This is a genomic window from Paraburkholderia sp. RL17-381-BIF-C (assembly GCF_046026435.1).
Classification (GTDB): domain Bacteria; phylum Pseudomonadota; class Gammaproteobacteria; order Burkholderiales; family Burkholderiaceae; genus Paraburkholderia.
This window is the reverse complement of the sequence record NZ_JARESX010000003.1, coordinates 139,832-163,582: the sequence shown is the minus strand read 5'-3', so window position 1 is coordinate 163,582 and position 23,751 is coordinate 139,832. Positions and strand designations below refer to the sequence as shown.

21 protein-coding genes are annotated in these 23,751 nt (G+C 62.1%); 8 read left to right on the top strand and 13 right to left on the bottom strand.

The window, feature by feature from the left end; translation table 11 throughout:
• The 3 genes from P0D70_RS03680 to P0D70_RS03670 are packed head-to-tail and all read left to right on the top strand — an operon-like array spanning position 1 to position 3,643.
• On the top strand, positions 1-1,116 hold the full coding sequence (locus tag P0D70_RS03680) for an aryl-sulfate sulfotransferase (RefSeq protein WP_408182700.1): 1,116 nt from the start codon (positions 1-3) through the stop codon (positions 1,114-1,116).
• Positions 1,117-1,154: 38 nt separating this feature from the next.
• Positions 1,155-2,483: a uracil-xanthine permease family protein gene (locus P0D70_RS03675; RefSeq protein ID WP_408182698.1), complete on the top strand. Its 1,329-nt coding sequence runs from the start codon at positions 1,155-1,157 to the stop codon at positions 2,481-2,483.
• Between the two features lie 53 nt (positions 2,484-2,536).
• Positions 2,537-3,643: a porin gene (locus P0D70_RS03670; RefSeq protein ID WP_408182696.1), complete on the top strand. Its 1,107-nt coding sequence runs from the start codon at positions 2,537-2,539 to the stop codon at positions 3,641-3,643.
• An 11-nt stretch (positions 3,644-3,654) separates the two neighbouring features.
• Here P0D70_RS03670 and P0D70_RS03665 read toward each other — a convergent pair whose 3' ends face one another.
• Genes P0D70_RS03665 through benA form a run of 4 tightly spaced genes read right to left on the bottom strand, consistent with a single transcriptional unit; the run spans position 3,655 to position 7,370 of the window.
• On the bottom strand, positions 3,655-4,443 hold the full coding sequence (locus P0D70_RS03665) for a 1,6-dihydroxycyclohexa-2,4-diene-1-carboxylate dehydrogenase (protein ID WP_408182694.1): 789 nt from the start codon (positions 4,441-4,443) through the stop codon (positions 3,655-3,657).
• Between the two features lie 5 nt (positions 4,444-4,448).
• Positions 4,449-5,468, bottom strand: coding sequence for a benzoate 1,2-dioxygenase electron transfer component BenC (gene benC, locus P0D70_RS03660; protein ID WP_408182692.1), 1,020 nt, complete (start codon positions 5,466-5,468; stop codon positions 4,449-4,451).
• A 22-nt stretch (positions 5,469-5,490) separates the two neighbouring features.
• A complete protein-coding gene (gene benB / locus P0D70_RS03655; RefSeq protein ID WP_408182689.1) occupies positions 5,491-5,982 on the bottom strand; it encodes a benzoate 1,2-dioxygenase small subunit in 492 nt (163 codons plus the stop codon).
• A complete protein-coding gene (gene benA, locus P0D70_RS03650; protein ID WP_408182687.1) occupies positions 5,979-7,370 on the bottom strand; it encodes a benzoate 1,2-dioxygenase large subunit in 1,392 nt (463 codons plus the stop codon). The genes benB and benA overlap by 4 nt, the downstream gene beginning before the upstream one ends.
• Positions 7,371-7,555: 185 nt before the next feature.
• On the opposite strand from benA, the gene P0D70_RS03645 reads away from it, so the two are divergent.
• Entirely contained in the window at positions 7,556-8,473 is a 918-nt protein-coding gene (locus P0D70_RS03645; RefSeq protein ID WP_091809210.1) for a LysR family transcriptional regulator, read from the top strand.
• 21 nt (positions 8,474-8,494) lie between these two features.
• Here the strand turns inward: P0D70_RS03645 and P0D70_RS03640 are convergent, their stop codons facing one another.
• From P0D70_RS03640 to P0D70_RS03620, 5 genes are all read right to left on the bottom strand, one after another.
• Entirely contained in the window at positions 8,495-9,091 is a 597-nt protein-coding gene (locus tag P0D70_RS03640) for a putative pterin-binding protein (protein ID WP_408182683.1), read from the bottom strand.
• A 177-nt stretch (positions 9,092-9,268) separates the two neighbouring features.
• Positions 9,269-10,201 (bottom strand): PLP-dependent cysteine synthase family protein, encoded by a 933-nt coding sequence (locus P0D70_RS03635; RefSeq protein ID WP_408182680.1) that lies wholly within the window; start codon positions 10,199-10,201, stop codon positions 9,269-9,271.
• Positions 10,198-11,424: an MFS transporter gene (locus P0D70_RS03630; protein WP_408182677.1), complete on the bottom strand. Its 1,227-nt coding sequence runs from the start codon at positions 11,422-11,424 to the stop codon at positions 10,198-10,200. The genes P0D70_RS03635 and P0D70_RS03630 overlap by 4 nt, the downstream gene beginning before the upstream one ends.
• Entirely contained in the window at positions 11,421-12,227 is an 807-nt protein-coding gene (locus P0D70_RS03625) for an alanyl-tRNA editing protein (RefSeq protein WP_408182675.1), read from the bottom strand. The genes P0D70_RS03630 and P0D70_RS03625 overlap by 4 nt, the downstream gene beginning before the upstream one ends.
• Complete coding sequence (locus tag P0D70_RS03620; protein WP_408182673.1) at positions 12,224-13,036, bottom strand: serine O-acetyltransferase; 813 nt, start codon at positions 13,034-13,036, stop codon at positions 12,224-12,226. Before P0D70_RS03620 ends, P0D70_RS03625 begins: the two co-directional genes overlap by 4 nt.
• Positions 13,037-13,270: 234 nt before the next feature.
• Here P0D70_RS03620 and P0D70_RS03615 point away from each other — a divergent pair, with 234 nt between their 5' ends.
• Positions 13,271-13,819, top strand: coding sequence for a carboxymuconolactone decarboxylase family protein (locus P0D70_RS03615; RefSeq protein ID WP_408182670.1), 549 nt, complete (start codon positions 13,271-13,273; stop codon positions 13,817-13,819).
• Between the two features lie 136 nt (positions 13,820-13,955).
• Complete coding sequence (locus P0D70_RS03610; protein ID WP_408182668.1) at positions 13,956-14,816, top strand: helix-turn-helix domain-containing protein; 861 nt, start codon at positions 13,956-13,958, stop codon at positions 14,814-14,816.
• Positions 14,817-14,886: 70 nt separating this feature from the next.
• On the opposite strand, the gene P0D70_RS03605 is transcribed toward P0D70_RS03610, so the two are convergent.
• From P0D70_RS03605 to P0D70_RS03590, 4 genes are all read right to left on the bottom strand, one after another.
• Positions 14,887-16,080 carry a porin gene (locus tag P0D70_RS03605; protein WP_408182665.1) on the bottom strand — a complete coding sequence of 398 codons (1,194 nt, stop codon included), beginning with the start codon at positions 16,078-16,080 and terminating at the stop codon, positions 14,887-14,889.
• Between the two features lie 205 nt (positions 16,081-16,285).
• Positions 16,286-17,656: a c-type cytochrome gene (locus P0D70_RS03600; RefSeq protein ID WP_408182662.1), complete on the bottom strand. Its 1,371-nt coding sequence runs from the start codon at positions 17,654-17,656 to the stop codon at positions 16,286-16,288.
• The gene (locus P0D70_RS03595; RefSeq protein WP_408182660.1) at positions 17,653-19,431 is read right to left on the bottom strand and encodes a GMC family oxidoreductase; all 1,779 of its coding nucleotides are present in this window, start codon (positions 19,429-19,431) and stop codon (positions 17,653-17,655) included. Before P0D70_RS03595 ends, P0D70_RS03600 begins: the two co-directional genes overlap by 4 nt.
• Complete coding sequence (locus P0D70_RS03590) at positions 19,431-20,165, bottom strand: gluconate 2-dehydrogenase subunit 3 family protein (RefSeq protein WP_408182658.1); 735 nt, start codon at positions 20,163-20,165, stop codon at positions 19,431-19,433. Before P0D70_RS03590 ends, P0D70_RS03595 begins: the two co-directional genes overlap by 1 nt.
• Positions 20,166-20,597: 432 nt before the next feature.
• Here P0D70_RS03590 and P0D70_RS03585 point away from each other — a divergent pair, with 432 nt between their 5' ends.
• Together P0D70_RS03585 and P0D70_RS03580 are read left to right on the top strand one after the other, a co-directional pair.
• The gene (locus P0D70_RS03585; protein WP_408182655.1) at positions 20,598-21,500 is read left to right on the top strand and encodes a LysR family transcriptional regulator; all 903 of its coding nucleotides are present in this window, start codon (positions 20,598-20,600) and stop codon (positions 21,498-21,500) included.
• A gap of 198 nt (positions 21,501-21,698) precedes the next feature.
• Positions 21,699-23,648 (top strand): aconitase family protein, encoded by a 1,950-nt coding sequence (locus tag P0D70_RS03580; protein ID WP_408182653.1) that lies wholly within the window; start codon positions 21,699-21,701, stop codon positions 23,646-23,648.
• Positions 23,649-23,751: the final 103 nt, after the last annotated feature.

Below are 23,751 nucleotides of genomic sequence, written 5' to 3'. Positions count from 1 at the left end.
GTGACTACCACAGTCGATCAAATCACCCAGCGACGCCGCGGCGTCGGTCTCATCGCTCACGACCCGAAACTGTCTGCCGGCGGCTATACGCTGATCGCGCCGCAGACGGCGGGCGGGCGCGTGTATCTCATCGATATCGGCGGCGAGGTCGTGCATGAGTGGCGAATGCCGGTGCGCCCCGGCCGTCATGCGGTGATTCTCCCGAACGGCAATCTCGGCTACAACGGCAGCCATGCGGATTCGGAAGACCGCTACGCACCGTGGTCGATGTGGCATGGGGGCGATTTCTATGAAGTCACGCCACAAGGCGAAGTGGTCTGGCGCTACCAGGACCCCGCACATCACCACGACGCGCAGTGGCTGCCGAACGGCAATCTGCTGTATGCCGCGTGCGCGCCGGTGCCGGCAGCTTTTGCGGAGCGCGTGCCTGGCGGCACGGCGCATGGACCCGAAGAGGTGATGTACGGCGACGTGATCCGCGAAGTGAATCGCGCCGGTGAACTGGTGTGGGAGTGGAAGGCCTGGGAGCATCTGAATCCCAAGGACTTCCCGATTGCGCCGGGCTTCGGCCGCTATCACTGGCCGCTCGTGAACGGGCTCGGCGTGAACGCCAGGGGCGAAGTGCTGATGAGTTTGCGTACCACGTCAGGCATTATCGCCGTGGATCGCGAGGCTGGCGGCGTAACGACGCATATCCCGCCGAGCGTGGTCTCGCATCAGCACGCTCCGGTGGCGCTCGCCAACGGCAACGTTCTCACCTTCGACAATGGTAACTTCCGCACCGGCGCGCACGTGGCGTTCTCACGCGTGCTGGAGATCGATCCGTCGAGCCGCGAAGTGGTGTGGTCGTATGCCGACGACATGGTGAACATGTTCTACAGCGCGTTCATGGGCAACGCTCAACGCCTCGCGAACGGCAACACGCATATCACCGAGTCGGCCACCGGGCGTCTGTTCGAAGTGACGCCGGCAGGCGAAGTGGTGTGGGAATACGTGATTCCGTGGTTCGGCGAGTATCCGGACGAAGCGGCGCGTAAAACCGGTCCGGGCCAGTTGAACAGCGTGTTCCAGACTTTCCGCTACAGCCGCGAGCAATTGCCGTGGCTGCGCGCATGACTGCCGCGCTTCATTGCGCTTCGAACTCCGAGGGTAACGTGAATCCAGAACCCGCCATTCATAGCGTCGACGCGCGCTTGCCCGCGTGGCAACTCGTGCTGTTCGGCCTGCAGCATGTGCTGTCCATGGCCGCCTCGCCGGTCACCGCGGTTTTTCTCGTGTCGCGCATGGTGTCGCTGCCATTGGACATGACGGTGCATCTTATCGGCGCGACCTTTTTCGTATGCGGCGTGGGCACGCTGCTGCAGTCGCTCGGCGCCGGGCCGATCGGTGCGCGGCTGCCCTTCGTGATGGTGCCAGGCGGCGCGCCCGCCATGCTGTTCGCCGTTATCGCGACGCAAACGGATTTGCGTACGGCGGCAGGCGCCGCGATTCTCACCAGTCTGTTCTACTGGATCGTGCTGCCGGTATTCGCGCGCTGCCTGCGGTTTTTTCCACGCGTGGTGGTGGGCACGATGCTATTGCTCGTGTCGGTGAGCCTCATCAAGATCTACGCCGGCATCATTGTCGGACAGCCGGGTACGCCGGCTTTCGCGCGGCCTCAGTCGCTCGGCCTTGCGCTGGTCACGATCGTGGCCACGCTCGCGGTGGCGCGTCTGTTCAAGGGCACCGTGGGCAGGCTCGCGGTGCTGCTGGGCCTCGCCGTCGGCACATTCGCAGGCTGGGCGACGGGGCAGATGGCCGCGGGCGGACTCTGGAGCGGCCCGCTCGTCACGCTGCCGACGCTGCTGCCATTTGGCATGCCGCGTTTCGACGTGCTGGCCGCGCTGCCCATGCTGATCTTCAGCGTGATCTCGATGGCCGAGGCGACGGGGCAGACGGTAGCCGTCGGCGAAATCACGGGCAGGAAGATCGACATGCGGCGCGACGTGCCGCGCACGATTCGCGGCGATGCGCTCGCGTCATTGATCGGCTCGCTGCTGGGCACGTCGCTCATCATCACCAGCGCGGAGAATATCGGCGTCGTGCAGACCACGGGCGTGCGCTCGCGCTTCGTCACCGCAACGGCGGGCGGCATGCTGATGCTGATCGCCCTGTTCGCGCCGCTCGGGCGTTTCGCCTACGCGATTCCGGCGCCGGTGGTCGGCGGCACCGCGCTGATCGTCTTCGCGATGATCGGTGTGATGGGCATCAATCTGCTCGGCAAGGTCGACCTGCATGAGCGAGGCAATCAGTACACGCTGGCGGCGGCGCTCGTCGTGGGGCTGATACCGGTGCTGGTGCCGAACGTCTACGCGTCGTTCCCCGGACCGTTGCAGATCGTGCTGGGCAACGGCATGGCGGCGGGCACGCTCACGGCCATCGTTGTCAATCTGGTGTTCGGCGCGTGGCGCCTCGCACCGGCGGAGAACATCCAGACCACCTGATGTCGGGCTTCCGGGCCCTCGCAGTTTTCCTTCCAACGCTTCACCCACACGCCATGAAAAACAAAATCGCTTTCCACGCGACGCTCGTCGCGGGCTCGGTCGCGCTCGTCGTTTCCTCGACGGCCTACGCGCAGAGCAGTGTCACGCTGTACGGCAGTCTCGATGCAGGCCTGGGTTACGTGAGCAATCTGCACGGCTCGCCGGCTTATATCGCGGAGCAGGGCACCTTGCAGGCCGACCGCTTCGGCTTTCAGGGCGTCGAGGATATCGGCGCGGGCCGCTCGGTGGTGTTCAGGCTCGAAAGTGGTTTCGTCACGACGACGGGCGCGTCCGCGAGCAGCAGCACGTTCTTCAACCGCCAGGCGTACGTGGGCCTGGCCGATCCGATGTTCGGCACAGTGACCCTCGGCCGCCAGACAGACTGGAATTTCGACTGGCTCGGGTCGGTCTCGACAGCGCAGGTGCTCGGCGACTTCTCCGCGTTTCACCCCGGCAATCTGGATGGACTCGGCAGCACCTTGCCCGTGCAGTTGTCGAGCACGGTGAAATGGAAGAGCGCGAGCTATCGCGGCCTGACGCTCGGCGCGCTGTATGGATTTCCGGGCGCGACGGCCAGCAATACCAACGGACGGACTATCAGCTTCGGCGCTAACTATAGCAATGGTCCGCTCAAGCTGGTGGCCGTGTATTCCGAGTATCGCGACCGCTTGCTGCCGCTCTCGAACGGACTCGGCCTGACCTCGTTCGAAGGGCAGACGCTTACGCCCGGCGCAACCTTCAACGCGAAACAGGTGGGTGACATGGGCATTGGCGGGTCGTACCGTTTCGAGCGGGTGACGCTGCACGCGCTCGCCACCGATGTGCGGATCGCCTCGAACGGCGGCAGTGAACACTTTCGCAGCATCGACGGCGGCGCCAATCTGCGTTTGACGCCCGCTGAGGAAGTCGCGGCCGGCGCATGGACCGCTACGCTCGACGGGCGTCGCTGGACGCAGTTCACGGTGGCCAACGTGTATTCGCTGTCGAAAACCACGCAGCTCTACGCGGATCTGATGTTCGAGACCGCGAGCGGCGGCGCGGTGGCCAATACGCTCGGCATTGGCGCCGCGTCAGGCGGACGGCAGACGGTGTTCCTCAGTGGAATCCATCACCTGTTCTGAGCCAGCCCGTATCAACCAAGGTCGCCGCCGCCAACTGGCAACACGGTGCCGGTGATATACGACGCCTCGTCCGAGGCGAGAAACAGAATCGCGCCGACCTGTTCGTCGATCGTGCCGTAACGGTGCATCAAACTCGACGCGATGGTCTGATCGACAATGCCCTGATACCAGCGCGCCTCCTGCTCGCTCTGCGGCGCCGTATTGCGCGGCACCTGGCGTGGCGGCGCCTCGGTGCCGCCGGTGGCGACGGCGTTCACGCGGATGCCGTCGTCCGCATGTTCAAACGCGAGACTGGCGGTTAACGCGTTCACGCCACCCTTTGATGCCGCATACGGCACGCGGTAGATACTGCGCGTCGCGATCGACGACACGTTCACGATCGCCCCCCGCCGCTGCGCGATCATGGCGGGCAGCACCGCGCGGCAACTCCATAAAGTGGGGAAGAGCGAGCGGCGCACTTCGGCTTCGATCTGCGCTTCGTCATACTCTTCGTATGGTTTGGCCCAGATCGTGCCGCCCACGTTGTTGACCAGCACGTCGATCTTGCCGAAGGCGTCGAGCGCCGCTTGCATCAGCTTGCACGCACCGGCGTAAGTCTCCAGATCCGCGATCACGGCGAGCGTGGGACTGCCGAGGGCGGCGATCTCTGCCTCCACCTCGTGCACGAGTTCCGCGCGGTCGGCGAGCACGACGATAGCGCCTTCGGCGGCGGCGCGCAGAGCCACGCCCCGGCCGATGCCTTGCGCCGCGCCGGTGACGATCACGACTTTTTCATTGAAGCGTTGGTTGGACGAAGTCATGGTCATCACGCGAGATTGCTTGCCGAGAATTTCTCGTAGAAGAAATGCGCCGGCGTGATGCCGCTGGCGCGTAGCCACGTCTGCACGGCCTCGACCATTGCGACCGGGCCGCACAGATAGACGTCGACATCGCCGTCGTTCAGCCACGCGGGGTCCACATGCTCCGTCACATAACCTTTGCGAGCGTGATCGCTGGCGGCGTCGGCCACACACGTGCGGTATTCGAATTGCCCGATCGCGCGTTGTGCTGCATCGAGCTGCTCGGTGCCTACCAGGTCCCTGTCATGCGTGACGCCATAGACCATGCGAACCGGTTGCGTACTGCCGCGTGCGCCAAGCACATGCAGCATCGAGAGAAACGGCGCAATGCCGGTGCCGCCGGCGAGAAACAGCACGGGACGCACCGGCTCGCGCAGATAGAAGCTGCCATAGGGACCGGAAAAGGTAATGCGCTGTCCCGCTTGTGCTTCCTCGCACAGATAGCGGCTCATGCGGCCATCCGGTACGTTGCGCACCACGAAAGCGGCCTGCGTAGCGCCGGGAGCGGAACTGAACGAGTACGAGCGGAAGGTGTCGCTGCCCGGAATGTCGACGTTCACATATTGACCGGGCAGAAAGCCCAATTGCTCCGGCTGGTCTACGTCGATTGAAAAATGGATGGTCGAGTCGGTGAGTTTGTCGATCGCCGCCAGTTTGCCCGCATGCTTCGACACGCCGGTCTTGCACGCGGCCGACGAAGCCGGCACCCGAATCACGCAGTCCGAGCGCGGCCGCGTCTGACAGGCGAGCACGTAGCCTTGAGCGGCTTCGTCCGCGGTGAGCGCATCTTCGATATAGCTCGACGCGGGCAGATCGTACTGGCCGGATTCGCAGAAGCCTCGGCACGTGCCGCATGCGCCGTCGCGGCAGTCCAGCGGAATGTTGACCTTCTGGCGATACGCCGCGTCCGACAACGTTTCGTTGTCGCGGCAGGTGATGAAGCGGGTCACGCCGTCTTCGAATTGAAGTGCAATGCTGTGTTCCATGTGCTGCTCCCGAACCACCTGTTCAGATGTGGTAAATGTCGATAACCTGATTGATGTAGTCGTTCTTCAGTACGACATACTTGTTCAGGATCCGCGGCTCATCGCCCGAAAAGTCGATCACGTAGCGCGACATGCCGAAGTAGCTGTAATTCGTCTTGTAGCGGTGGCTCAGCGTGTGCCAGTTGAAGCGCACGGTGCACACGCCGTCCTGCTCGCTCTCCAGTTCCACGTTGCTGAGGTTGTGGCTGGTGCGCGTGTCCGGCATCGTCGCGCTCGATCGCTCGGTCTTGATGCGGAACACACGGTCTTCGAGTCCCTGGCGATTGGGGTAATAGATCAGCGAGATTTCGGTTTGCGGATCGGTGACGAGTTTGTCCTCGTCGTCCCATGAAGGCATCCAGAACACCGCATCGGGGTGGTAGCACTGGAGCCAGTCGTCCCATTGCTCGTCGTCGAGCAGGCGCGCTTCGCGGTAGAGAAACGCTTCGAGGTCGGTGATGACGATCGGCTTCATGCGTCGACTCCTTCGGCGGACCGGGCTGGCGCCGTTGCCGGCTTCAACGCCTGTTTCATCGTCTCGACCCAATAGCGATGCTGCACGGTGTAGAGTCCCTCGTCCTCGGTTTTAACGCCGCTCATCAACGGCTTGAGGCCGATGCGGCTCGCCGCTTCGTCCGGACCTTCGATCCAGTGTTGCGCGCCACGGCACATGTCGTTCCATTCGAGCGCGCTGCCGGCATAGCCTTGCTGACAGGCGCGAAATTCTTCGAGATCGTCGGGCGTGGCCATGCCGCTCACATTGAAGAAGTCTTCGTATTGCCGGATGCGGCGGGCACGCGCTTCGGCCGATTCGCCTTTGGGCGCGATGCAGTAGATCGTCACTTCGGTCTTGTCGACGGAGAGGGGGCGCAGCAGGCGGATCTGCGAACCGAACTGGTCCATCAGATACACGTTCGGATAGAGGCACAGGTTGCGTGAATTCTGGATCATCCAGTCGGCGGTCTCGCTGCCGCAGCGCGCGGCAAAAGCGTCACGCTGGCTGAAATTCGGACGGTCTTCCGGATTGGCCCAACGCGACCACAGCAACATGTGCCCGTGTTCGAACGCATAGAAGCCGCCGCCTTGCCGGCCCCAGTTGCCCGCGTCCATCGCGCGGACCTGATCGACCCGTGCGTTTTCTTCCTTACGGTGGTTGGTCGTCGCCGCATAGTTCCAGTGAACCGCCGAGACGTGATAGCCGTCGGCGCCGTTTTCGGTTTGCAGTTTCCAGTTACCTTCATACGTATAGGTCGATGCGCCGCGCAGCACTTCGAGCCCGTCTTCCGACTGATCGACGATCATGTCGATGATGCGCGCCGCCTCGCCGAGAAACGCTTCCAGCGGCAGCACGTCGGCATTCAGGCTGCCGAACAGAAAGCCACGATAGCTCTGGAAGCGCGCGATCTTCTTCAGGTCGTGCGAGCCTTCCTTGTTGAAGCAGTCGGGATAACCGGCATCTTCCGGATCTTTGACCTTCAGAAGCTTGCCGCTATTGTTGAAAGTCCAGCCATGGAACGGGCAGGTGTAGGTGGCTTTGTTACCGCGCTTGTGGCGGCACAGCATCGCGCCGCGATGCGTGCACGCATTGATGAAGGCATTCAACTCACCTTGCCGGTTGCGCGCGATCACGACCGGCTGGCGTCCCATGTGGGTCGTGTAGTAGTCGTTGTTGTTCGGGATCTGGCTTTCGTGCGCCAGATAGATCCAGTTGCCCTCGAAGATGTGCCGCATTTCGAGTTCGAACAGGGCCGGGTCCGTGAAGGCGCTGCGATGCAGGCGATAGTCGCCGCGCTCCGCGTCTTCGACCAGAAAGTCGTCGATGCCGGTAAGGCGCGGCGCGCGATCGGGGTAAATCGGAATCATGGTTGTCTCCTGACAGAAGTCCGCTTGTCGAACGGCGCCGCGAAACGCTGTCGCTGCCGTCATGCAATGCAATGCCTGAAAGGTATAATCTGCGTGGGATTCAGGGGTAAGTGCAGGATAGTTGGCGTGCGTTTAATGCGTCCAACACCGTTTTAGTATCGGGTTCATATCTAAAAGGTATGGTCATGGAATTGCGCCATTTACGCTATTTCGTTGCGGTTGCCGAGGAGCGCAATTTCACCCGCGCTGCCGAACGTCTGCACATTGCGCAGCCACCGCTCAGCCGGCAGATCCAGCAACTGGAGGAGTCGCTTGGCGTGCTGCTGTTCGAGCGCGGCTCACGTCCGCTCAATCTCAGCGACACCGGGCGCTTCTTTTATTCGCATGCGGTGCAGTTGCTCGCGCAAACCGCCGAACTGGAATCGATGACAAAGCGTGTGGGCAAGATCGAGCGCAGCCTGTCGGTGGGTTTCGTCGGTTCGACGTTGTACGGCATGCTGCCGAAAATCATCCGCCGCTTTCGTGACGAAAACAGCGCGGTGGAGTTGAGCCTCCACGAACTGTCCACCATGGACCAGATCAAGGCGCTCAAAGAAGGGCGTATCGATGTCGGCTTCGGCCGTATTCGTCACGAGGATCCGAGCGTGCGCCGGGTCGTGCTGCGCGAGGAGCGCATGATCGTGGCGCTGCCGGTGGGTCATCCGCTCACGGCGTCGAAGCCCGAGTTGTCGCTGCACGACCTGCTCGGCGAGACGCTGATCATTTTCCCGAAGGCGCCGCGCCCGAGCTTTGCGGATCAGGTGCTCGCGGCGTTCCATGACCGCTCGCTCAAACCGCATCGGCTGTACGAAACGCGTGAATTGCAGATTGCGCTCGGCCTCGTGGCCGCCGGGGAAGGCGTCGCGATCGTGCCGAGCAGCGTGTACGGCCTGAAGCGCGATGACGTGAGCTACATGAATCTGGACGACCCGAACCTCGTTTCGCCCATCATCATGAGTACGCGCATGCTCGACGAATCGGAAGACATCAGCGCGATGCTGAAGCTGATCTACGCGCTGTATGTCGAAGAGCAGATGGAGTTTTTGCCGCCGGGCAAGCGCTGAGTCGCGGACAGCGGCGTGCCGTTACGCCGCTGCGACCTGCAGGTGATAGAGCCCCCAGGGTGACAGCTCGAAGCGGTCCTTGAGCGGTTTGTTCGAGAACTCGGGAATGTTGTCCGCGTCATAGGTTGCCCAGAGCGGGCCGACGCCGCCAAGCGGCAGCGGCTTGCCATCCATTTGGGTCGCCACGATGAATTGGTAGGCGCGCACCTTGTCGAGTGTCGTCGCCACTGCGTAGCCATCTACCGCGTGCATGACGATTTGCGTGTTGCCAGCGCTCGGGGCGCCGACATGCTCCAGCACGTGCGTGAGCAATGGGCCGCTCAAGGTGTGCTGGCGGGAATCGTATTCCGTGGTGGGCTTGATCGCCACGGCCGGCATGCTGGCGATCAATGCTGAATCGACGCCATAGGCTTCGGAAAACTTCACCTGATGCTTGGCGAGCAACTGGTCGAACGCGGGATCGAGCGCGCCGCGATTGTGACGCCTGATCGCGCCGCTGATCGTGAGAATGACGGGCGATGCCGCGCAGGCTTGCTTGCGGGCAGGCTGGCCGCCGAATGCGGGCGCGGCAGCCGCGCTCAGTAGAGCCGCGCTGCTTAGAAACTGGCGCTTGTTCATTTGCGTGGTCTCCGGACAATGAGTGGGGCGACGTGAGGGCGCAGATCGTCGCGGTCTCTATTGTCAGGCAGATTGCGGCGTAGGGTGTTACGAATACAAACACCTTCCCCACGCGCGGGCGTTGTCGCACCAGGGACCCGTCAGCATCGAGTCGGCTCGATACCTCAAACCGGGAACCTAGCGGACGTACCATAGGCCGTGGTCGTAAAAGACAGACAGGATCTTGTGATCGGCGGTGGCGTCTCGCGCCAGACTGCTCGCTACGGTCAGGCATGCGGCAGCCGTGTTGCCCGCAAGAAAGCCGGACGTGCGTGCAAAGGATTTGCGTGTGTTCAAGACCTCGTCGTGCGAGACGGTCCTGATCTCACTGATCAGATCCCAATCGAGAAAGGGCGGCACGACGCCTACCGACATTCCCTCGAGTTTGTGATCCGAAAATATGCCGTTCCGCGAGTCGCATCCTTTCGGCTCCACCAGGACGACAGTGACGGAATACCCCGCCAGTGTCAGTGCTTTGGCAATTCCGATGAGGCTGGCACCCGTGCCGGCGCACGACACAAAGGTCAGTCTTTCTACCAGAGGCCACGCTTTAAGTTGCGCTGCGATCTCGGGCCCGGTCTCGAATTCGTGGGCGGCGACACTGGCAGGGTTGCGAAATTGGTCGGTATAGAAGTAGCTGCGCTCATTTTCTGCCTCGTGCTCTAAATGCCATTGCACTACCTCACGCGGTGTCGCACCACGTTCGAGCATGTCGAGTCCGATAAGCCGGGCGCCGTACAGTTCGAGACAGCGGCGTTTGACAGCACTGAAGCCCAGCCCAACTGCAAGTTCGACAGGCACGCCATACGCCTGACATGCGAGCGTGAGTCCGAAGCCAAAGTTGCCACCGGTTTTTTCAATCACGGTGGTTTGTCCCGGAACAATGTCGCCGGTTTCGACTGCGCTGCGAACAATATAGCGAGCCGCACGCACTTTGTGGCTGCCGCCGGGATTGTCGCATTCGAACTTGAGAAGAAGTCCGGGTTGAATCTCGCGAAGCGGTGTGACCCGAACGTCGTTGCTGATGGCAATGTCGGCGGTAGCGCGCGTATGAACCAGGTTGACCGTCATGACGGAAGCGCCTCCACATTCCGCGCCGGGGCTTCTCGCATGCACACCCACGTAAAGGCGCCGGCAATCGCGCAAAGAGCGAGGCAGAGCAGGTTTGTGTTTCGCCAGCCGATCAATGTTTGCAGTACGGCTGGGAGAAAAGCGCCAGCGGTTGCGCAGATTGCGATGATGGAATCGTTGATGCCCTGCATCCGGTGTCGGTTGCGGTCAGTCACAGTGCAGGCCAACAGTGCGCCGCCGCCGACGTAGCCGAAATTCCATCCCACGCCGAGTAAGATCAGCCCCGCGACCATCGCCCAAAGACTTACGGCCCAGATACCCAGCGCCGCCGCACATGCCAACAATAGGTAGCCGGCGAGAAGACAGTTACGGTGGCCGACCCGGACCAGGATCGCACCGGTCACGAAAGATGGTGCGAACATTGCGATAACGTGACCCTGAATGGCAAGCGAACTGGCATCGAACGAGACGCACATCGATTCCATGAGAAGCGACGCCTGAACCATCAGCAGATTCATAATCAGGTAGCTCGACGCAGAGGCGACTATCGCGGGTGCAATGCGGGATGTGGCGACATTGGGTGAGTCAACCGATTGAATAGCGGTTGGGGGAGAGTCAATTGGACGCCAGAACACGACTAACGCAATGGTGATGAGCCCCAGCAGAACAAAAGACGCATAGCAGAGAGAGAACGTTGCAAAACCTCCGACATCCTTCAGTCCGATCGACAGAAGAGGGCCACTAATCGCGGCAACGAGGCCACCGGCTACCACTAGCGATACGGCCTTCGGGCGCATGGGTTGTGCAAGCCCGTCAACGGCGGCAAAGCGATAGAAGTTCGCGAAAGCGACATAGATGCCGAGCATTCCGTGCGCGGCGATCAGTTGCAAAAAGCCGTGCCGCGTGGTCGCGTCATAGCCGATAACGCCTGCTGCAATCAGAAACATTGCGCCGAGCAGAAACGCTTTTTTTCGACCATGGCGACGCATGAAACTTGCGGCCGGATAAGTAAAGACAGCGACCGCCGCGAACTGGACGCCATATGGGACCGTAGCCCAAGCGTGATTGGGCGCGAGCATGTCGCCTGCCAGCGCGGCTATGGTGACGGACACCACTGCCGCCGTGAGGTTAATGGCCTGGCACAGCGCGAGAAGATAAGTCATGCCGGGCAGCTTGCCTTGGTTGGCTTGGCTCAACCGCGACGTGGCGTCAATGTCCTTCATGACAGAATTCCCGCCAGAGTGTTGTGACACCTTCCGTCATGGAACGAAGCGGTGTCGAAGCGCGCATTGTCGAATTGGCATGAAAGGCGTTCCTTCCCGGATCCCATGCTCTTGCGACGAACACGGATACGCCCTATGGGCGCTGTGCTGCCGATGTGCGTGCCGCCGCAGGGCATGACATTGTCTTCACATTGCCAATAACGCGCGTCGACATGGTTCGGATGCGCATAGGTGTGAACTGCGCTGCCGCGAGCGACAAAGTCGTTGGCGATGTGTTCGATAGCAAGCACTTCCTCCGGCGTAAAACGGTTGTTGACGGCGAAATCGAAGCGCGCTCCGTCAGGCCGGATATGGCATCCCAGCGTCCATGCAACGGCATCGGGTCTAATCCTGCCGACGCCCAGATACACCAGATGCGACGCCGTGTGGCTCAAGGATAGTCGAGCCCTGCGCAGCGTATCGATGCTGACCTGTATTTCGTCGCCCTTCGTCAGCGTCGCGAGATGGTGGACGTCCTCGGCATGAATCACATGCTCGACGACACCTCCTGTCTGGATGTCCGGAAAGTCGGGAATGTTGGCGCGTTGTCCGTACATCTTGCGCGCGTGAATGAACCGGATTGCATTGCCATCCAGCAGCGTTAGCGTACCGATATCCGACTCCTGACCGCCTCCTTCGGGATAGGCGACCGTGGCGTCCAATTCGACATAGTCATTGCCGATCTTTGAAACGATTGCTTTAACTCGAAATAAAGAGTTATCCGAATAGTAGAGCTTGTTGGTGCACCTTGCGATTGAAATCATGAGTGGATTGACCTCGATTCTTGCGATCCGGTGACGCGAGCCGTGGCAGTGCCACCCCGAACGATTTGCGTCTCGGACCGAAGCGTAACAATGGAATTCGATTCGATGTCTTGTGTGACACAGCAATGCGTGCCGATGAATACGTCGTTGCCGATCTGAATGTTGCCGAAGACGCGCGCGAATGCTCCGATCTGCACGCGATCGCCGAGCGTTGGGTGACGCCTGGACGACGGATTGTTTGCGATACCCGCGGCGCCTAACGTGACGCCGCCTAGCAAATAGCAATCGTCTCCGATAACGCAGGTCTCGCCGATGACCGAACCCCAGCCATGATCGAGAACGAAACGCCGGCCGATTTGACATCCCGGATGTATTTCTGCGCCGGACAGGAGCTTGCCGCGAGCCGAGACGAGTGATGCATAGGCTTCCAGTTCATGGCGCGGGAATGCGCTGACATCGGCCATAGTCATCAGCGCATGCGCGAGACGGTAATGCAGAATCGCTTTGTATGACGTAGACCCCATGAGAGCGGTCGTTGCCGACCCGCGCTGGGCCGGATCTTTCGAGAGAAGGGCGTTGAGGTCTTCATCTGCGGACACGCATGCCTGCGCAAAACAGTGGTGGGAGAAGACTGCTGCGGTCAGTGCCGGCGGAGCGCACTCCATCAGGGCGGCTCGCAGGAGATCTGCAACCGGGAGATAAAAGCAAGGAGTCTGGTTGACGGGCAGTACTACACCGTCGCCGCTCGAATTTAGAAGAAAGGCTGGCGGTGACTCATATGCCGTGGAGTTATTTGAAATGTCTCTCATGATTTTATAATCTGTATAGGAATACATATGGATTAGTGTGCCGCAAAATCTACCTGTCATGGTGAGCGAAATTTCCCAAATTCCAGAGATCCACTAACTATGACCGCATAGGCTCACCAAACCACCCCACCATTTCTATTACATACGAGGTAATTGGCGAGTCTCGACCACACGCCTAATCTTCGGTTGTCGCGCGGTTCATCCCGAGCCGCTTGCTCCAATCGAGGACATATCATGTCGACGTTTCAGATTCACACCATCGACTCCGCGCCGGAACACTCCAGGCCCGTATTGCGGCAACTTCAGGAGACTTTCGGCTTCATTCCCAACATCGCGGGGGCGATGGCGGAATCGCCCGTGCTGATCGGCGCCTTCATCAACCTGTTCCAGAGAGTCCACGCAGGCACTTTCACGGAAGCGCAGATCCAGACGCTGCTGTTGACCAACGCCGTGACCAACGCATGTGCGTGGGCGGTGGCGTTTCACACCGCATTGGCGCTGCAGGAGGGGCTCGCCGCCGCCGACGTCGATGCGATTCGCAAAGGCTGCGCGCCCGCGGACGGTCAGCATGCCGCGCTTTCAGCACTGACGAAAACCGCGATCGAGAAGCGCGGACATCTCGACGGGCACGACATCAGCGCTTTCTTCGAAGCCGGCTTCCGTCGCGATCAGGTGTTCGAAGTGCTCGCGGTCGCGGCGGCGTCGACGATCACGAACTACGTGGGCAGCATCACGCAGCCACCGCTGGAAGCGCAATTCCAGATTCACGCCTGGCAGGCTTGAGCGCGCGAGCGACGTAATGTGCCGCGCCAGCGAGTATGCTGACCGGCGAGCCACGCTCGAGTGGCGGGGGCGGCGCGTCATGAAGCGGGACGCTCCCCGCTCGCTCAAGTGTCTGAATCGACTTGCGAGCGAGAGAATGACGAATCCTGCGAATCCATTGAAGAAAGCGGCGCCGAACGATCTCGGCGTGCTGTTGCGTCACTGGCGAGACGTGCGCGGCATCAGCCAGCTCGACCTGTCGTTCAGGGCCGGCGTCTCGCAACGTCATATCAGCTTTATTGAAAGCGGACGCAGTGTGCCGAGCCGTCAGATGCTGATGGATATCGCGCAAACCCTCGACATACCGCTTCGCGACCGCAATACGCTGCTGTTGGCGGCGGGCTATGCGCCGATGTATGCGGACAGCGCGTGGAACGCCCAGGAAATGCAGAGCGTCACGAAGGCGCTCGGCCGCATGTTGCATCAGCATGAGCCGTTTCCGGCGATGGTCATGGACCGCTATTGGAACGTGCTGATGACCAACGACGCGGCGCCGCGCTTTTTCAATTGCTTCATCGATATGGCGGCGCGCAAAGGGCCGCGCAATATGCTGCATCTGATTTTCGATCCGCACGGCATGCGCCCGTTCGTGGCGGACTGGCAAATCGTGGCGGACAGCCTGATCCAACGGGTCTACCGGGAGTCGGTGGGGCGTGTGATCGACGAACGGACGCGGGAGTTGCTGGACGAACTGCGTGCCTATCCGGCCGTGCAAACCAGCTTCGGGCGAGGCCATCCGCCGGCGGCGGATGCTTCGACGGCGGCCATGCCTGTCATACCGATCGGCTTCGTCAGGGACGGCCACGTCCTGAAGTACTTCTCGATCGTCGCGAGCGTGGGCACGCCACAGACAATCGCGGCGCAGGAACTACGCCTCGAATGCATGTTCCCCGCCGATGAAGAAACGGAAGCGCGTCATCTGGAGATGTTCGACGCGGCGCCACAGGCGCCGCGCTAACCCCGTCCGCAAGGGGTTGGCGCAACCGCTGCTGAAAGCTGGCGGCGCTTCCCAGCGCCGCACCCGAGCATCAGAACCTGTGCCGCAAGCCGATACTGACAATCGCCTGGGATTGCGCTGACGACGAGTGGCCGTTGCCCTTGTCGCTGACCGACGCGGTGGCCGCGACCGGATTGCCGAGCGCATCCAGCGTGCCGCCCGACGCGTGCTGATAGCCGCCCATCAGATAGGCCGTCGAACGCTTTGAGAGCGCGTATTGCGCACCGAGCGTCACGTTGTGATATTGCGCACGCTCATCCACGCCGTCCACTTCACCACCGCGCGTGTAGCTGTAGCCCGCGAACAGTTGCACGGCCGGACGGATCGTACATTGTCCGAATACGCCCGCGACATTGAACGTGGCATGTCCCTTGAATAGCGAGTCGGCGCCGGAGCGGTATTGCACGTTGCTGTAATTCACACCAACAATCGCCGGGCCGAAGTCGTAGGTTGCGCCCGTCGCGATGATCTGCTGCGATTGCGCGCTGGCGTAGCCCTCATTGATCGATGAATTGAACAGGCCGTCGTCCGTGCCGCTCCACTTGCCGTGGGTCGTGTCCAGCGGACCGCTCTTGCTGTTGTCGGAGCGCTCGTAGCCGACGCCCACATGCAGCGGTCCGTTGCCGTAAGCCGCGCCCACGCTCCAGGTGTTCTGCTGCTTAAGACTGCCGGGCTGGCCGCCGAAACCGTACAGCGCGCCGAATGTGAAGCCCGAATAGTTCGCGCTCGTGTACTTGATTGAGTTGTTCACGCGTGCGGTCTGATCGAGATCGTCGATGTCGCCCGGATGCGCGCCGTAGCCGCCGACCATCGCCACCGGTGCGACAGGCGCGACGAAATCGTTCAGCGAAGTGTACTGACGGCCCAGCGTGATCGTGCCGTATTGCCGGCTGCCGATGCCCACATAGGCCTGACGGCCGAACAAACCACCGTTCTGCCCGGTCTTGCCGTTCGTGATGTCGAAGCCGTCCTCGAGCTGAAATAGCGCGTTCCAACCGCCGCCGAGGTCCTCCTGCCCCTTGATGCCCCAGCGGCTGCCGGACAGGTTGCCGCTCGTCAGGGCGACGTTCGAGTGGCCGCTATAGTTGCCGGTGGTGCCGGTGCGCTCGTTACTGCGGTACGAGATGCCCGCATCGACGATGCCGTACAGCACGACAGAACTCTGCGCGCACGCAATGCCGGCAAAAGACATCAAGAGGGGTGCGGCAATCCATTGCTTTTTCATCGTTGTTTTCAGTCCTGGTTGGAACGTCTATCTCAAGTCGCCTGAATGGCGATCTCTCTTTTTTCCGCGCACGGCAGAACCCGCTCCTGACCAACGGAGCGGACTGCGTGAAGCGGGGGAAGGGGTAGCAGGAGCGGATACTCACCACCGCGCGCCCCAGGTGGTGCGTCCCGATGCGGGACGCGCCACGCGAGGCAGCCTGTGGTCAGTGGCTCAACGCAGCGCCGGGCGGCAACTCGGGGGCGTGCACAGTCACTGTCTTGCGGACTTTGGCGACGTCCGTCGCGCTGACCGTCTGGCCGGTGTTGCCCCAACTGTTGCGCACGAAGTTGGTCACGTCGGCGACTTCCTGATCGTTCAAGCGCCAGCCGAACGCGGGCATGGTGAACGAGGAGGGCGCAGTCTTCGTGCCTTCGAGCGTACTGCCGGTGAGCAGCACATGAATCAGCGACGTCGCGTCCTTGCCCTGCACGACCGGATTGCCGCTCAGCGCCGGAAACACGCGGTTGTAGCCGCGACCATCGCTGCGATGGCAAGCGGTGCAGTTGTCGCGATAGACGGCAGCGCCCGGCGCGGTGGCGTCGCCCGAGCGCAGCGCGCGCGCGGCCTTGTCGTCGTACACGTACGGCGTTTCCTTCGGATCGCTCGACGGCAGCGTCTTCAGATAACGCGCCATTGCCGTGAGATCGGCGTCGTTCATGTGCTGCATGCTGTGCTGCACGACATCCGTCATGCCGCCGAAAGCCGCGCTGTGCTGCGTGCGTCCGGTCTTCAGGAATTGCACGAGATCGGCTTCGCTCCACGCGCCGATGCCGGTGCGCGGATTGCCGCGCAGACTCGACGGAATCCAGCCGTCGATCATCGCGCCGCCCGCGAGGAACGCCGGACCGTCGAGGTCGCTCAACGCGCGTTCCTGCATCGTCGCCGCGCGCGGTGTATGACAGGCGCCGCAATGGCCGAGACCTTGCACGAGATAGGCGCCGCGTGCGATGACCGGATCGGCGTAGTGCGTCGCGTCGAATGAAACCGGCTCGGGCGCGAACAGATGGCGCCAGATGCCGAGCGGCCAGCGCATCGACAGCGGCCAGACGATATCGACCGGACGGTTCTTCTGGTTGACCGGCGCGACGCCTTGGGTGAAGTACGCGTACAGCGCGTGCATGTCGTCTTCGCTCAGGCGCGCATACGAAGGGTACGGCATGGCCGGATACAACGTATCGCCGTTCGGTTTCACGCCGGCGCGCACCGCGCGGTCGAACTGCGCGAACGTCCACGCACCGATGCCGCTGTTGCGGTCCGGTGTGATATTGGTCGAGTAGATCGCGCCGATCGGCGTGTCGAACTTCAGGCCGCCGGCAAATGGCTTGCCCGCGCTCGCCGAGTGACACGCAATGCAATCGCCGGCACGCGCGAGGTACTCGCCATGGACAATCAACGTCGCGTCGCTCGGGTTCTGAGGCGCTGCCGCGTGCGCGGCGAACGTCGTCGCGCTCAACGCGGCGGCTGCGAACCAGGACGCCGCGCTCACGCGCCGGATTGCCTGCGTGAGGCGTTTGAAATTGTTTTTCTTCGTCATACGCTCACCAGCGGCCCGGGGTTCTTCAGATACTGCGTGCGGATGGCGCGCGCCGACCAGTAAGCGAGCGCCGCGGCAAGACCGGTCGGGTTATAGCCGATACCTTGCGGGAAAGCAGACGCGCCCATCACGAACACGTTATGCACGTCCCAGCTTTGCAGATAGCGGTTCAGTACGCTCGTCTTCGGATCGGTGCCCATCACCGCGCCGCCCACCAGGTGAGTGGTCTGATAGCGGCGCGAGTCGAAGTGCGCGCCGAATTCGCGCGTGTAGACGTTGATCGATTTCGGACCCATTTGCTGCGCGATCTTCTGCATCTGGCCGGTCACGTAGCGGGCCATTTTGATGTCGTTGTCCTTCCAGTCGAAGGTCATGCGCAACAGCGGCTGGCCGTACGAATCGCGGTAGGTCGGATCGAGATCGAGGAACACGTCGCGGTACGACATGTTGGTGCCGTGCGCGTCCATTGAAATGGTGTGCGCGTAGTGGTCCTTCACCGACTTCTTCCAGTCGACGCCCCAGTTGGGCGTGCCCGCTGGCGTCGCGATGCCGCTGATCGGCTTGGTGCCCGCCTGGTTCACCCACAGCGGCGAACCGCCGACAAAACCGAGCGGGCCGTGATCGAAATTGTCGGCGTTGAAGTCGTCGACCGCAATGCCGTTGCCACCCGCGCCGATGAACGGATTGGTGAAGGTGTCCTTGTCGAAGAACGCGGTGATGGTCGAGAGGTTCTGATAGGCGAAGTTGCGGCCGACCACGCCTTCGCCCGAGATCGGGTCATACGGCTTGCCGATGCCGGACAGCAGAAGCAGATGCACGTTGTGATACTGGAACGCCGCGACGATCACCAGATCGGCCGGCTGAAACACTTCGTTGCCCGCCGGATCGACATACGTCACGCCTTTGGCGCGCTTTTTCGTGTCGTCGAGGTCGACCCGCAGCACGTGGCAGCGCGAGCGCAACTCGAAGTTCGGCGACTGCTTCAGCGCGGGCAGGATATTCAGGTTCGGCGACGCCTTCGAATACATGTAGCAGGCGTAGCCGCTGCAGAATCCGCAGAAATTGCACGGACCCATCTGCACGCCGTACGGGTTCGTGTAGGGCCCCGACGTATTCGCCGAAGGCAAACGATACGGATTCAACCCGAGTTCGCGCGCGGCCTTGCCGAAGCGTTCGGCGGAATAGGTGTTCAGTTGCGCGGCGAGCGGAAAGTTGTCGCTGCGTGGTGCTTCGTAAATGTTGCCGTCGCCGACCACTTTGCCGTTGACCTTGTACGCCTGGCCTGAGGTGCCGAACACTTTTTCGGCGAAGTCGAAATGCGGTTCGAGTTCTTCATAGCTGACGCCGTAATCCTGAATCGTCATGCCTTCGGGAATGAAGCGCTTGCCATAGCGTTCTTCGTAGTGACTCTTCAGACGCAGTTCTTCCGGCGTGATGCGGAAATGCACGCCCGACCAGTGCAGCCCCGCGCCGCCCACGCCTTCTCCCGGCAGAAACGCCGCGAGTTGCCGGTACGGCAGCGCCGTATCGCCGACGTTATGACGGATCGACACGGTGGTCTTCGAGAGGTCGAGGAACAGCTTTTTGCGGACGTTGTAGGTCAGTTCGTCGATCGTGTTCGGATACGCGCCGTCCGGGTAGGTGTCGCGATACTCGCCGCGTTCGAGCGCGAGCACGTTCAGTCCCGCTTCGGTGAGTTCCTTCGCGAGAATCGCGCCGGTCCAGCCGAAGCCGACGATCACCGCGTCGACATGAGGTTTGGTTTGAGTAGACATCAGCTGCGCTTTCCTTCGATCGACACCGGGCCATACGGATAGGCCGCGCCGTTCTGATTGACGAAGTCCATGAAATCGGCGCGCGCGCCGGGGAAGCCGATCATCTTCCAGCCGGCCATGTCGCGATTGCCGCCGTGGATCGGATCGCAGAAGTAGCCTTCGCGCGTGTTCTGCAGGAGTTGGCCGAAGAAAGTGGCGGCCGGCACGTCGGCGAGATCGATCTTGCCTTTCTCGAGCGCGGCGAGCACGGTGTCGCGCGTGGCGGCGTCGAGGGCGTCAAAGGGATGCGCGTAGGTCTTCGCGCAATACGCATTGACCGCCGCAATACCGAGCCGGTAGAGATCGCGCGGCACGAGCTTCAACTGGTAGCCGAGTTCCGGCACGCCTTGCGCGAACGGACCCTGCATGTACCAGAGCGCGCCATGCGCGTACGGCGTATCCATCTGCCGGTCGATGAATTCGGGCACGCCGGCTTCGACGGCGCCGGGGCCTTCGCTATCCGCCGGAATCAGACGGTCGACCGCAGCGTGAATGAACGCCCATTCCTTCGCATCGAAGAAATGCGGCTTGTAGTCGGGGCCGGATGTGGGGTTTGCGGACGCGTTGGCGCTCGAACCGGTCGCGGCGTTGGTCGCGGACGGCTTGACGTCGCAGCCGGCGAGCGTGCCGGCCGGAACGAGGGCAATAGCCGTGCGCAAAAAGCCGCGGCGCGAGCTGAGAGGGGATGAAGGCATGTTGTTGTAGTCACCAGATCGGAGCGCGCCATTGCGCCCCCGGGCAGTCATCGGAATGCCGGCGGTATCTTAAATGGAACCGGTTCCAAAGTCTTTTAACTTTTTTACAATAAGTTGTTTCATGAAGTGATGAAATGCGTGGTTCTTATAAAAATTCCTTTTGAATCAAAGGTATTTTTTGGCGTAAGCCACGGCGGTGGCGAGTGCGGAGCGTGGGTTTCGCGACTCGGTTGCGGCGCGTGCGCAACAGGCGGCGAATGGACGACCGGGAGCGTCTGCTTCGAGGAAGAAGCCGCAGGCGCGGCTCGTGGACGCTGCCGGTGCGCGCATTCGTCTGCGTTACACTTGCCCATCTTGTTTGCCGCGTCCCTTCATCCTGATGCCGGGTTCGCTATTGCGTTCTTCGACCGCGCGGGACATGAAGGAACAACAATGGAAAACCTTCTCAAGAAGCTCGATCTGACTTCGTTGCGCCTGTTCGTCGCTGTCTGCCAGGAGCGTAATATCGCGCGCGCGGCGGAGCGGGAGTTCATTGCGTCGTCGGCCGTGAGCCGGCGCATCGCCGAGATCGAAGCGGTGATCGGCTTGCCCGTGATCCAGCGTCAGTCGCGCGGCATTGCCGTGACGCCGGTCGGCGAGACCGTGTTGCGTTACGCGCTGGCGATCATCGGCAATATCGAACAGATGAGCGCGGAACTGTCGCGCTTTTCGTCGGGCGCAAAGGGGCGCGTGAGGTTGGTGGCGAATCTGTCCTCGATCGTGCAGTTCCTGCCGGAAGACGTGGCCGCGTTCGAACGCGCGTTTCCCGAAGTGTCGATCGAACTGGAAGAGGAGAACAGCACCGACGTGCTGCGCATAGTCGGTGAGCATGGAGCGGACTTCGGAATCTGCAATCCGGTGGCCGGCAGCGAAGCGTTCGAGCAGGTGCCGTACCGGCAAGACCGGCTGGCGGTGCTGGTGCCGGGCGGCCATCGGCTTGCCGGCGCGCTGCGCGTGAGGTTCGACGAACTGCTCGACGACAGTTTCGTCGGCCTGCGCAGCGAGAGCGCGCTGACGCAACTGCTCACGCAGCAGGCGGCCGGTGCGGGGCGGCAACTCGACGTGAAGATCCGCGTGAGCAGCCTCGACGCGCTGTGCCGGATGGTGCACGCCGGGCTCGGCATCGCGATCGTGCCCGAGCAGGTTGGGCTGCTCTATGTGAATGCGCTCGACGTGCGCCTGCTCTCGCTGAGCGATGAGTGGGCAGTGCGGCGCCTCATCATGATCTTCAAGGCGCGCGACCAGTTGAGCGCGAGCGCGGCGGCGCTGGTCGGGTTCCTCGGCAAGGGCGTTTGATCGCTGCGGCGGCCGCGAATCGGCGGAGGCATGTCTTTGCCGATATGTCCTCTACGAACGATGCGTCGAAGCCTGGCTCATGCCGGGAATGATCGCGCCAGCCAACGCCGATCATCACCAAACGAGAGGTCTGCGTTGCCGCACCGGCACTTCGGCATTGCCCGCGCGCGCCGTATAGTGAGCGCAAGGAGAATGCTCATGCGCGATACGATTCGTCTGGACGGCCGCGTGCTGTACCTGTCTCAAGACCCCGCGGTGATCGATGCCCAACTCGCCGGCGAAAATTTCACGCGCGCCACGGCGGGCCCGTTGCGCGACAACGTTTCCACCGACGAGATCACGCCAGTCACCGTCATGCTCACGTATGACGAACGCCTCGGCCAATATCCGTACGTCGGTTTCAAAGCCGGCGAGCGCATGCCGATCGGCCGCAATGCGGTAAAGAACGGTGGCTTTCAGGTGACGGTGGCGGGCAAGCGCTACGGCAAGGGTTCGTCGCGCGAATCGAGTCCGTTGGCTGAACTCTCGGCCGGTATCCGGCTGATTGTCGCGGAGAGTTTCGAGCGCATCTATCAGCAGAATTGCGACAACATCGGCATTCTCACCACGACCGATTTCTCCGTGCTCGATCGCTTGAGCGCGGGAGAAGCGGTGCCCATCGACGAGTTTCTCAAAGGCCGCGACGCGCTCACGCAGCAGATCATTCGCAGCGGCGGCCTGCTCGCGTACAGCAAGTTCGCCGAGTGGCCCGCGCCGCGCGCAGCCGATGACGCGGAGATTGCGCAGCCAACGGAGCCGAAGACGCTGGTCGAGAAGATCATCGAACGGCATCTGCATCCGGGCAGCTTAGGGGCGCAGCGCGGTGACGGCGTCTTCATTGCGGCGGACTGGCGCTTCAGTCACGATTACTTCACCGGCATGTGCGCGCACCTCATGCACCGCGCGTTCGGCAAGCCGGCGCCGCTGCATGCGCCGGATCACATCATCGCGTTCCAGGATCATCTGGTGCTCGCTTCGCAGAGCATTCCGCACGTGCGTGACGGTTTGCTGCCGGGCGTCGCCAATCTGATGGAAGGCCATACGTCGTTCTCGCGTGATTATCCGGTTCGCTCGCACGGCGCGCTCGATGGCATGCCGGGCTCCGAAGGTATCTGTCATGCGCTGATGGCCGAGCAATACGCATTGCCGGGGCAAGTGGCGTGCGGCACCGATTCGCATACGCCGCATTCGGGCGCGCTCGGCTGCCTCGCATTCGGTGCGGGCGCAACGGAAATCGCCAATAGCTGGGTGACGGGTTACGTGCGCTGCAAAGTGCCGGAGACGTTGCGCATCGAAATCAGCGGGCAATTGCGCGACGGCGTGACCGCGAAAGACGTGGTGCTGCATCTTTTGCAAATGGACGCGATCCGCTCGGGTGGCGCGATCGGTCTGGTGTTCGAATACGGCGGCGCGGCCGTGCGCGCCATGTCGATCGACGAGCGCGCGACCTTGACCAACATGGTCGCGGAACTGGGCGGCTTCACCGGTATCGTCGAGCCGGACGAACGCACGGTGGCGTTTCTGAAAGAGCGGCGCGGCGTGAATTTCAGCCTTGAAAGCTGGATGAAAAGCGATGCGGGCGCGATCTATCGCGACACGATTCAGATCGATGCAAGCGCGATCGAGCCCATGCTCGCGCGTCCGGGCGATCCCGGCAACGGGGTGCCGGCGCCGCAACTGGAACAGGACGTCGCTATCGATATCGCTTACGGTGGCTCATGCACCGCAGGCAAGCGCGAGGATTTCGACTTCTATCACGAGGTGTTGCGCTGGGGCGTCGAGCAGGGCCTCCGTGTACCTGAGGGCACGCGTCTATTTCTGCAGTTCGGCACCATGGCGGTGCGCGCGTATTGCGAGGAACAGGGCTATTTGCCGGTCTTCGAGCGCGCGGGTGTGACGCTCGTCATGCCGGGCTGCGGGTCGTGCGCGAATTGCGGGCCGGGCCAATCGGCCGAGGCGAACGAGGTGACGATCAGCGCGATCAACCGCAATTTCCCGGGCCGTTCGGGGCCGGGCAATGTGTGGCTCGCGAGTCCGTATACGGTGGCGGCGAGCGCGTTGGCCGGAAAAATCACCACCTTCGAGCAATTGAAGCGCGTGCACGGCTAGAATGCTGGCCGGACCTCGGGTCCGGCATCTTCATCGCGCGTATGACGCACGAAAGTACGAGAGGCCGGCAAGAGACCGACCCGGTGAGCTATAGACTTTTGCG

Bases quoted from the DNA above. Each gene is read 5' to 3' on its own strand.
- P0D70_RS03665 (WP_408182694.1), bottom strand. From the start codon at position 4,443: ATGACTTCGTCCAACCAACGCTTCAATGAAAAAGTCGTGATCGTCACC.
- P0D70_RS03630 (WP_408182677.1), bottom strand. From the start codon at position 11,424: ATGAAGGACATTGACGCCACGTCGCGGTTGAGCCAAGCCAACCAAGGC.
- P0D70_RS03580 (WP_408182653.1), top strand. From the start codon at position 21,699: ATGCGCGATACGATTCGTCTGGACGGCCGCGTGCTGTACCTGTCTCAA.
- P0D70_RS03635 (WP_408182680.1), bottom strand. From the start codon at position 10,201: ATGACGGTCAACCTGGTTCATACGCGCGCTACCGCCGACATTGCCATC.
- P0D70_RS03670 (WP_408182696.1), top strand. From the start codon at position 2,537: ATGAAAAACAAAATCGCTTTCCACGCGACGCTCGTCGCGGGCTCGGTC.
- benB (WP_408182689.1), bottom strand. From the start codon at position 5,982: ATGAAGCCGATCGTCATCACCGACCTCGAAGCGTTTCTCTACCGCGAA.
- P0D70_RS03585 (WP_408182655.1), top strand. From the start codon at position 20,598: ATGGAAAACCTTCTCAAGAAGCTCGATCTGACTTCGTTGCGCCTGTTC.
- P0D70_RS03610 (WP_408182668.1), top strand. From the start codon at position 13,956: ATGACGAATCCTGCGAATCCATTGAAGAAAGCGGCGCCGAACGATCTC.
- benC (WP_408182692.1), bottom strand. From the start codon at position 5,468: ATGGAACACAGCATTGCACTTCAATTCGAAGACGGCGTGACCCGCTTC.
- P0D70_RS03605 (WP_408182665.1), bottom strand. From the start codon at position 16,080: ATGAAAAAGCAATGGATTGCCGCACCCCTCTTGATGTCTTTTGCCGGC.
- benA (WP_408182687.1), bottom strand. From the start codon at position 7,370: ATGATTCCGATTTACCCCGATCGCGCGCCGCGCCTTACCGGCATCGAC.
- P0D70_RS03595 (WP_408182660.1), bottom strand. From the start codon at position 19,431: ATGTCTACTCAAACCAAACCTCATGTCGACGCGGTGATCGTCGGCTTC.
- P0D70_RS03590 (WP_408182658.1), bottom strand. From the start codon at position 20,165: ATGCCTTCATCCCCTCTCAGCTCGCGCCGCGGCTTTTTGCGCACGGCT.
- P0D70_RS03620 (WP_408182673.1), bottom strand. From the start codon at position 13,036: ATGAGAGACATTTCAAATAACTCCACGGCATATGAGTCACCGCCAGCC.
- P0D70_RS03640 (WP_408182683.1), bottom strand. From the start codon at position 9,091: ATGAACAAGCGCCAGTTTCTAAGCAGCGCGGCTCTACTGAGCGCGGCT.
- P0D70_RS03645 (WP_091809210.1), top strand. From the start codon at position 7,556: ATGGAATTGCGCCATTTACGCTATTTCGTTGCGGTTGCCGAGGAGCGC.
- P0D70_RS03615 (WP_408182670.1), top strand. From the start codon at position 13,271: ATGTCGACGTTTCAGATTCACACCATCGACTCCGCGCCGGAACACTCC.
- P0D70_RS03600 (WP_408182662.1), bottom strand. From the start codon at position 17,656: ATGACGAAGAAAAACAATTTCAAACGCCTCACGCAGGCAATCCGGCGC.
- P0D70_RS03625 (WP_408182675.1), bottom strand. From the start codon at position 12,227: ATGATTTCAATCGCAAGGTGCACCAACAAGCTCTACTATTCGGATAAC.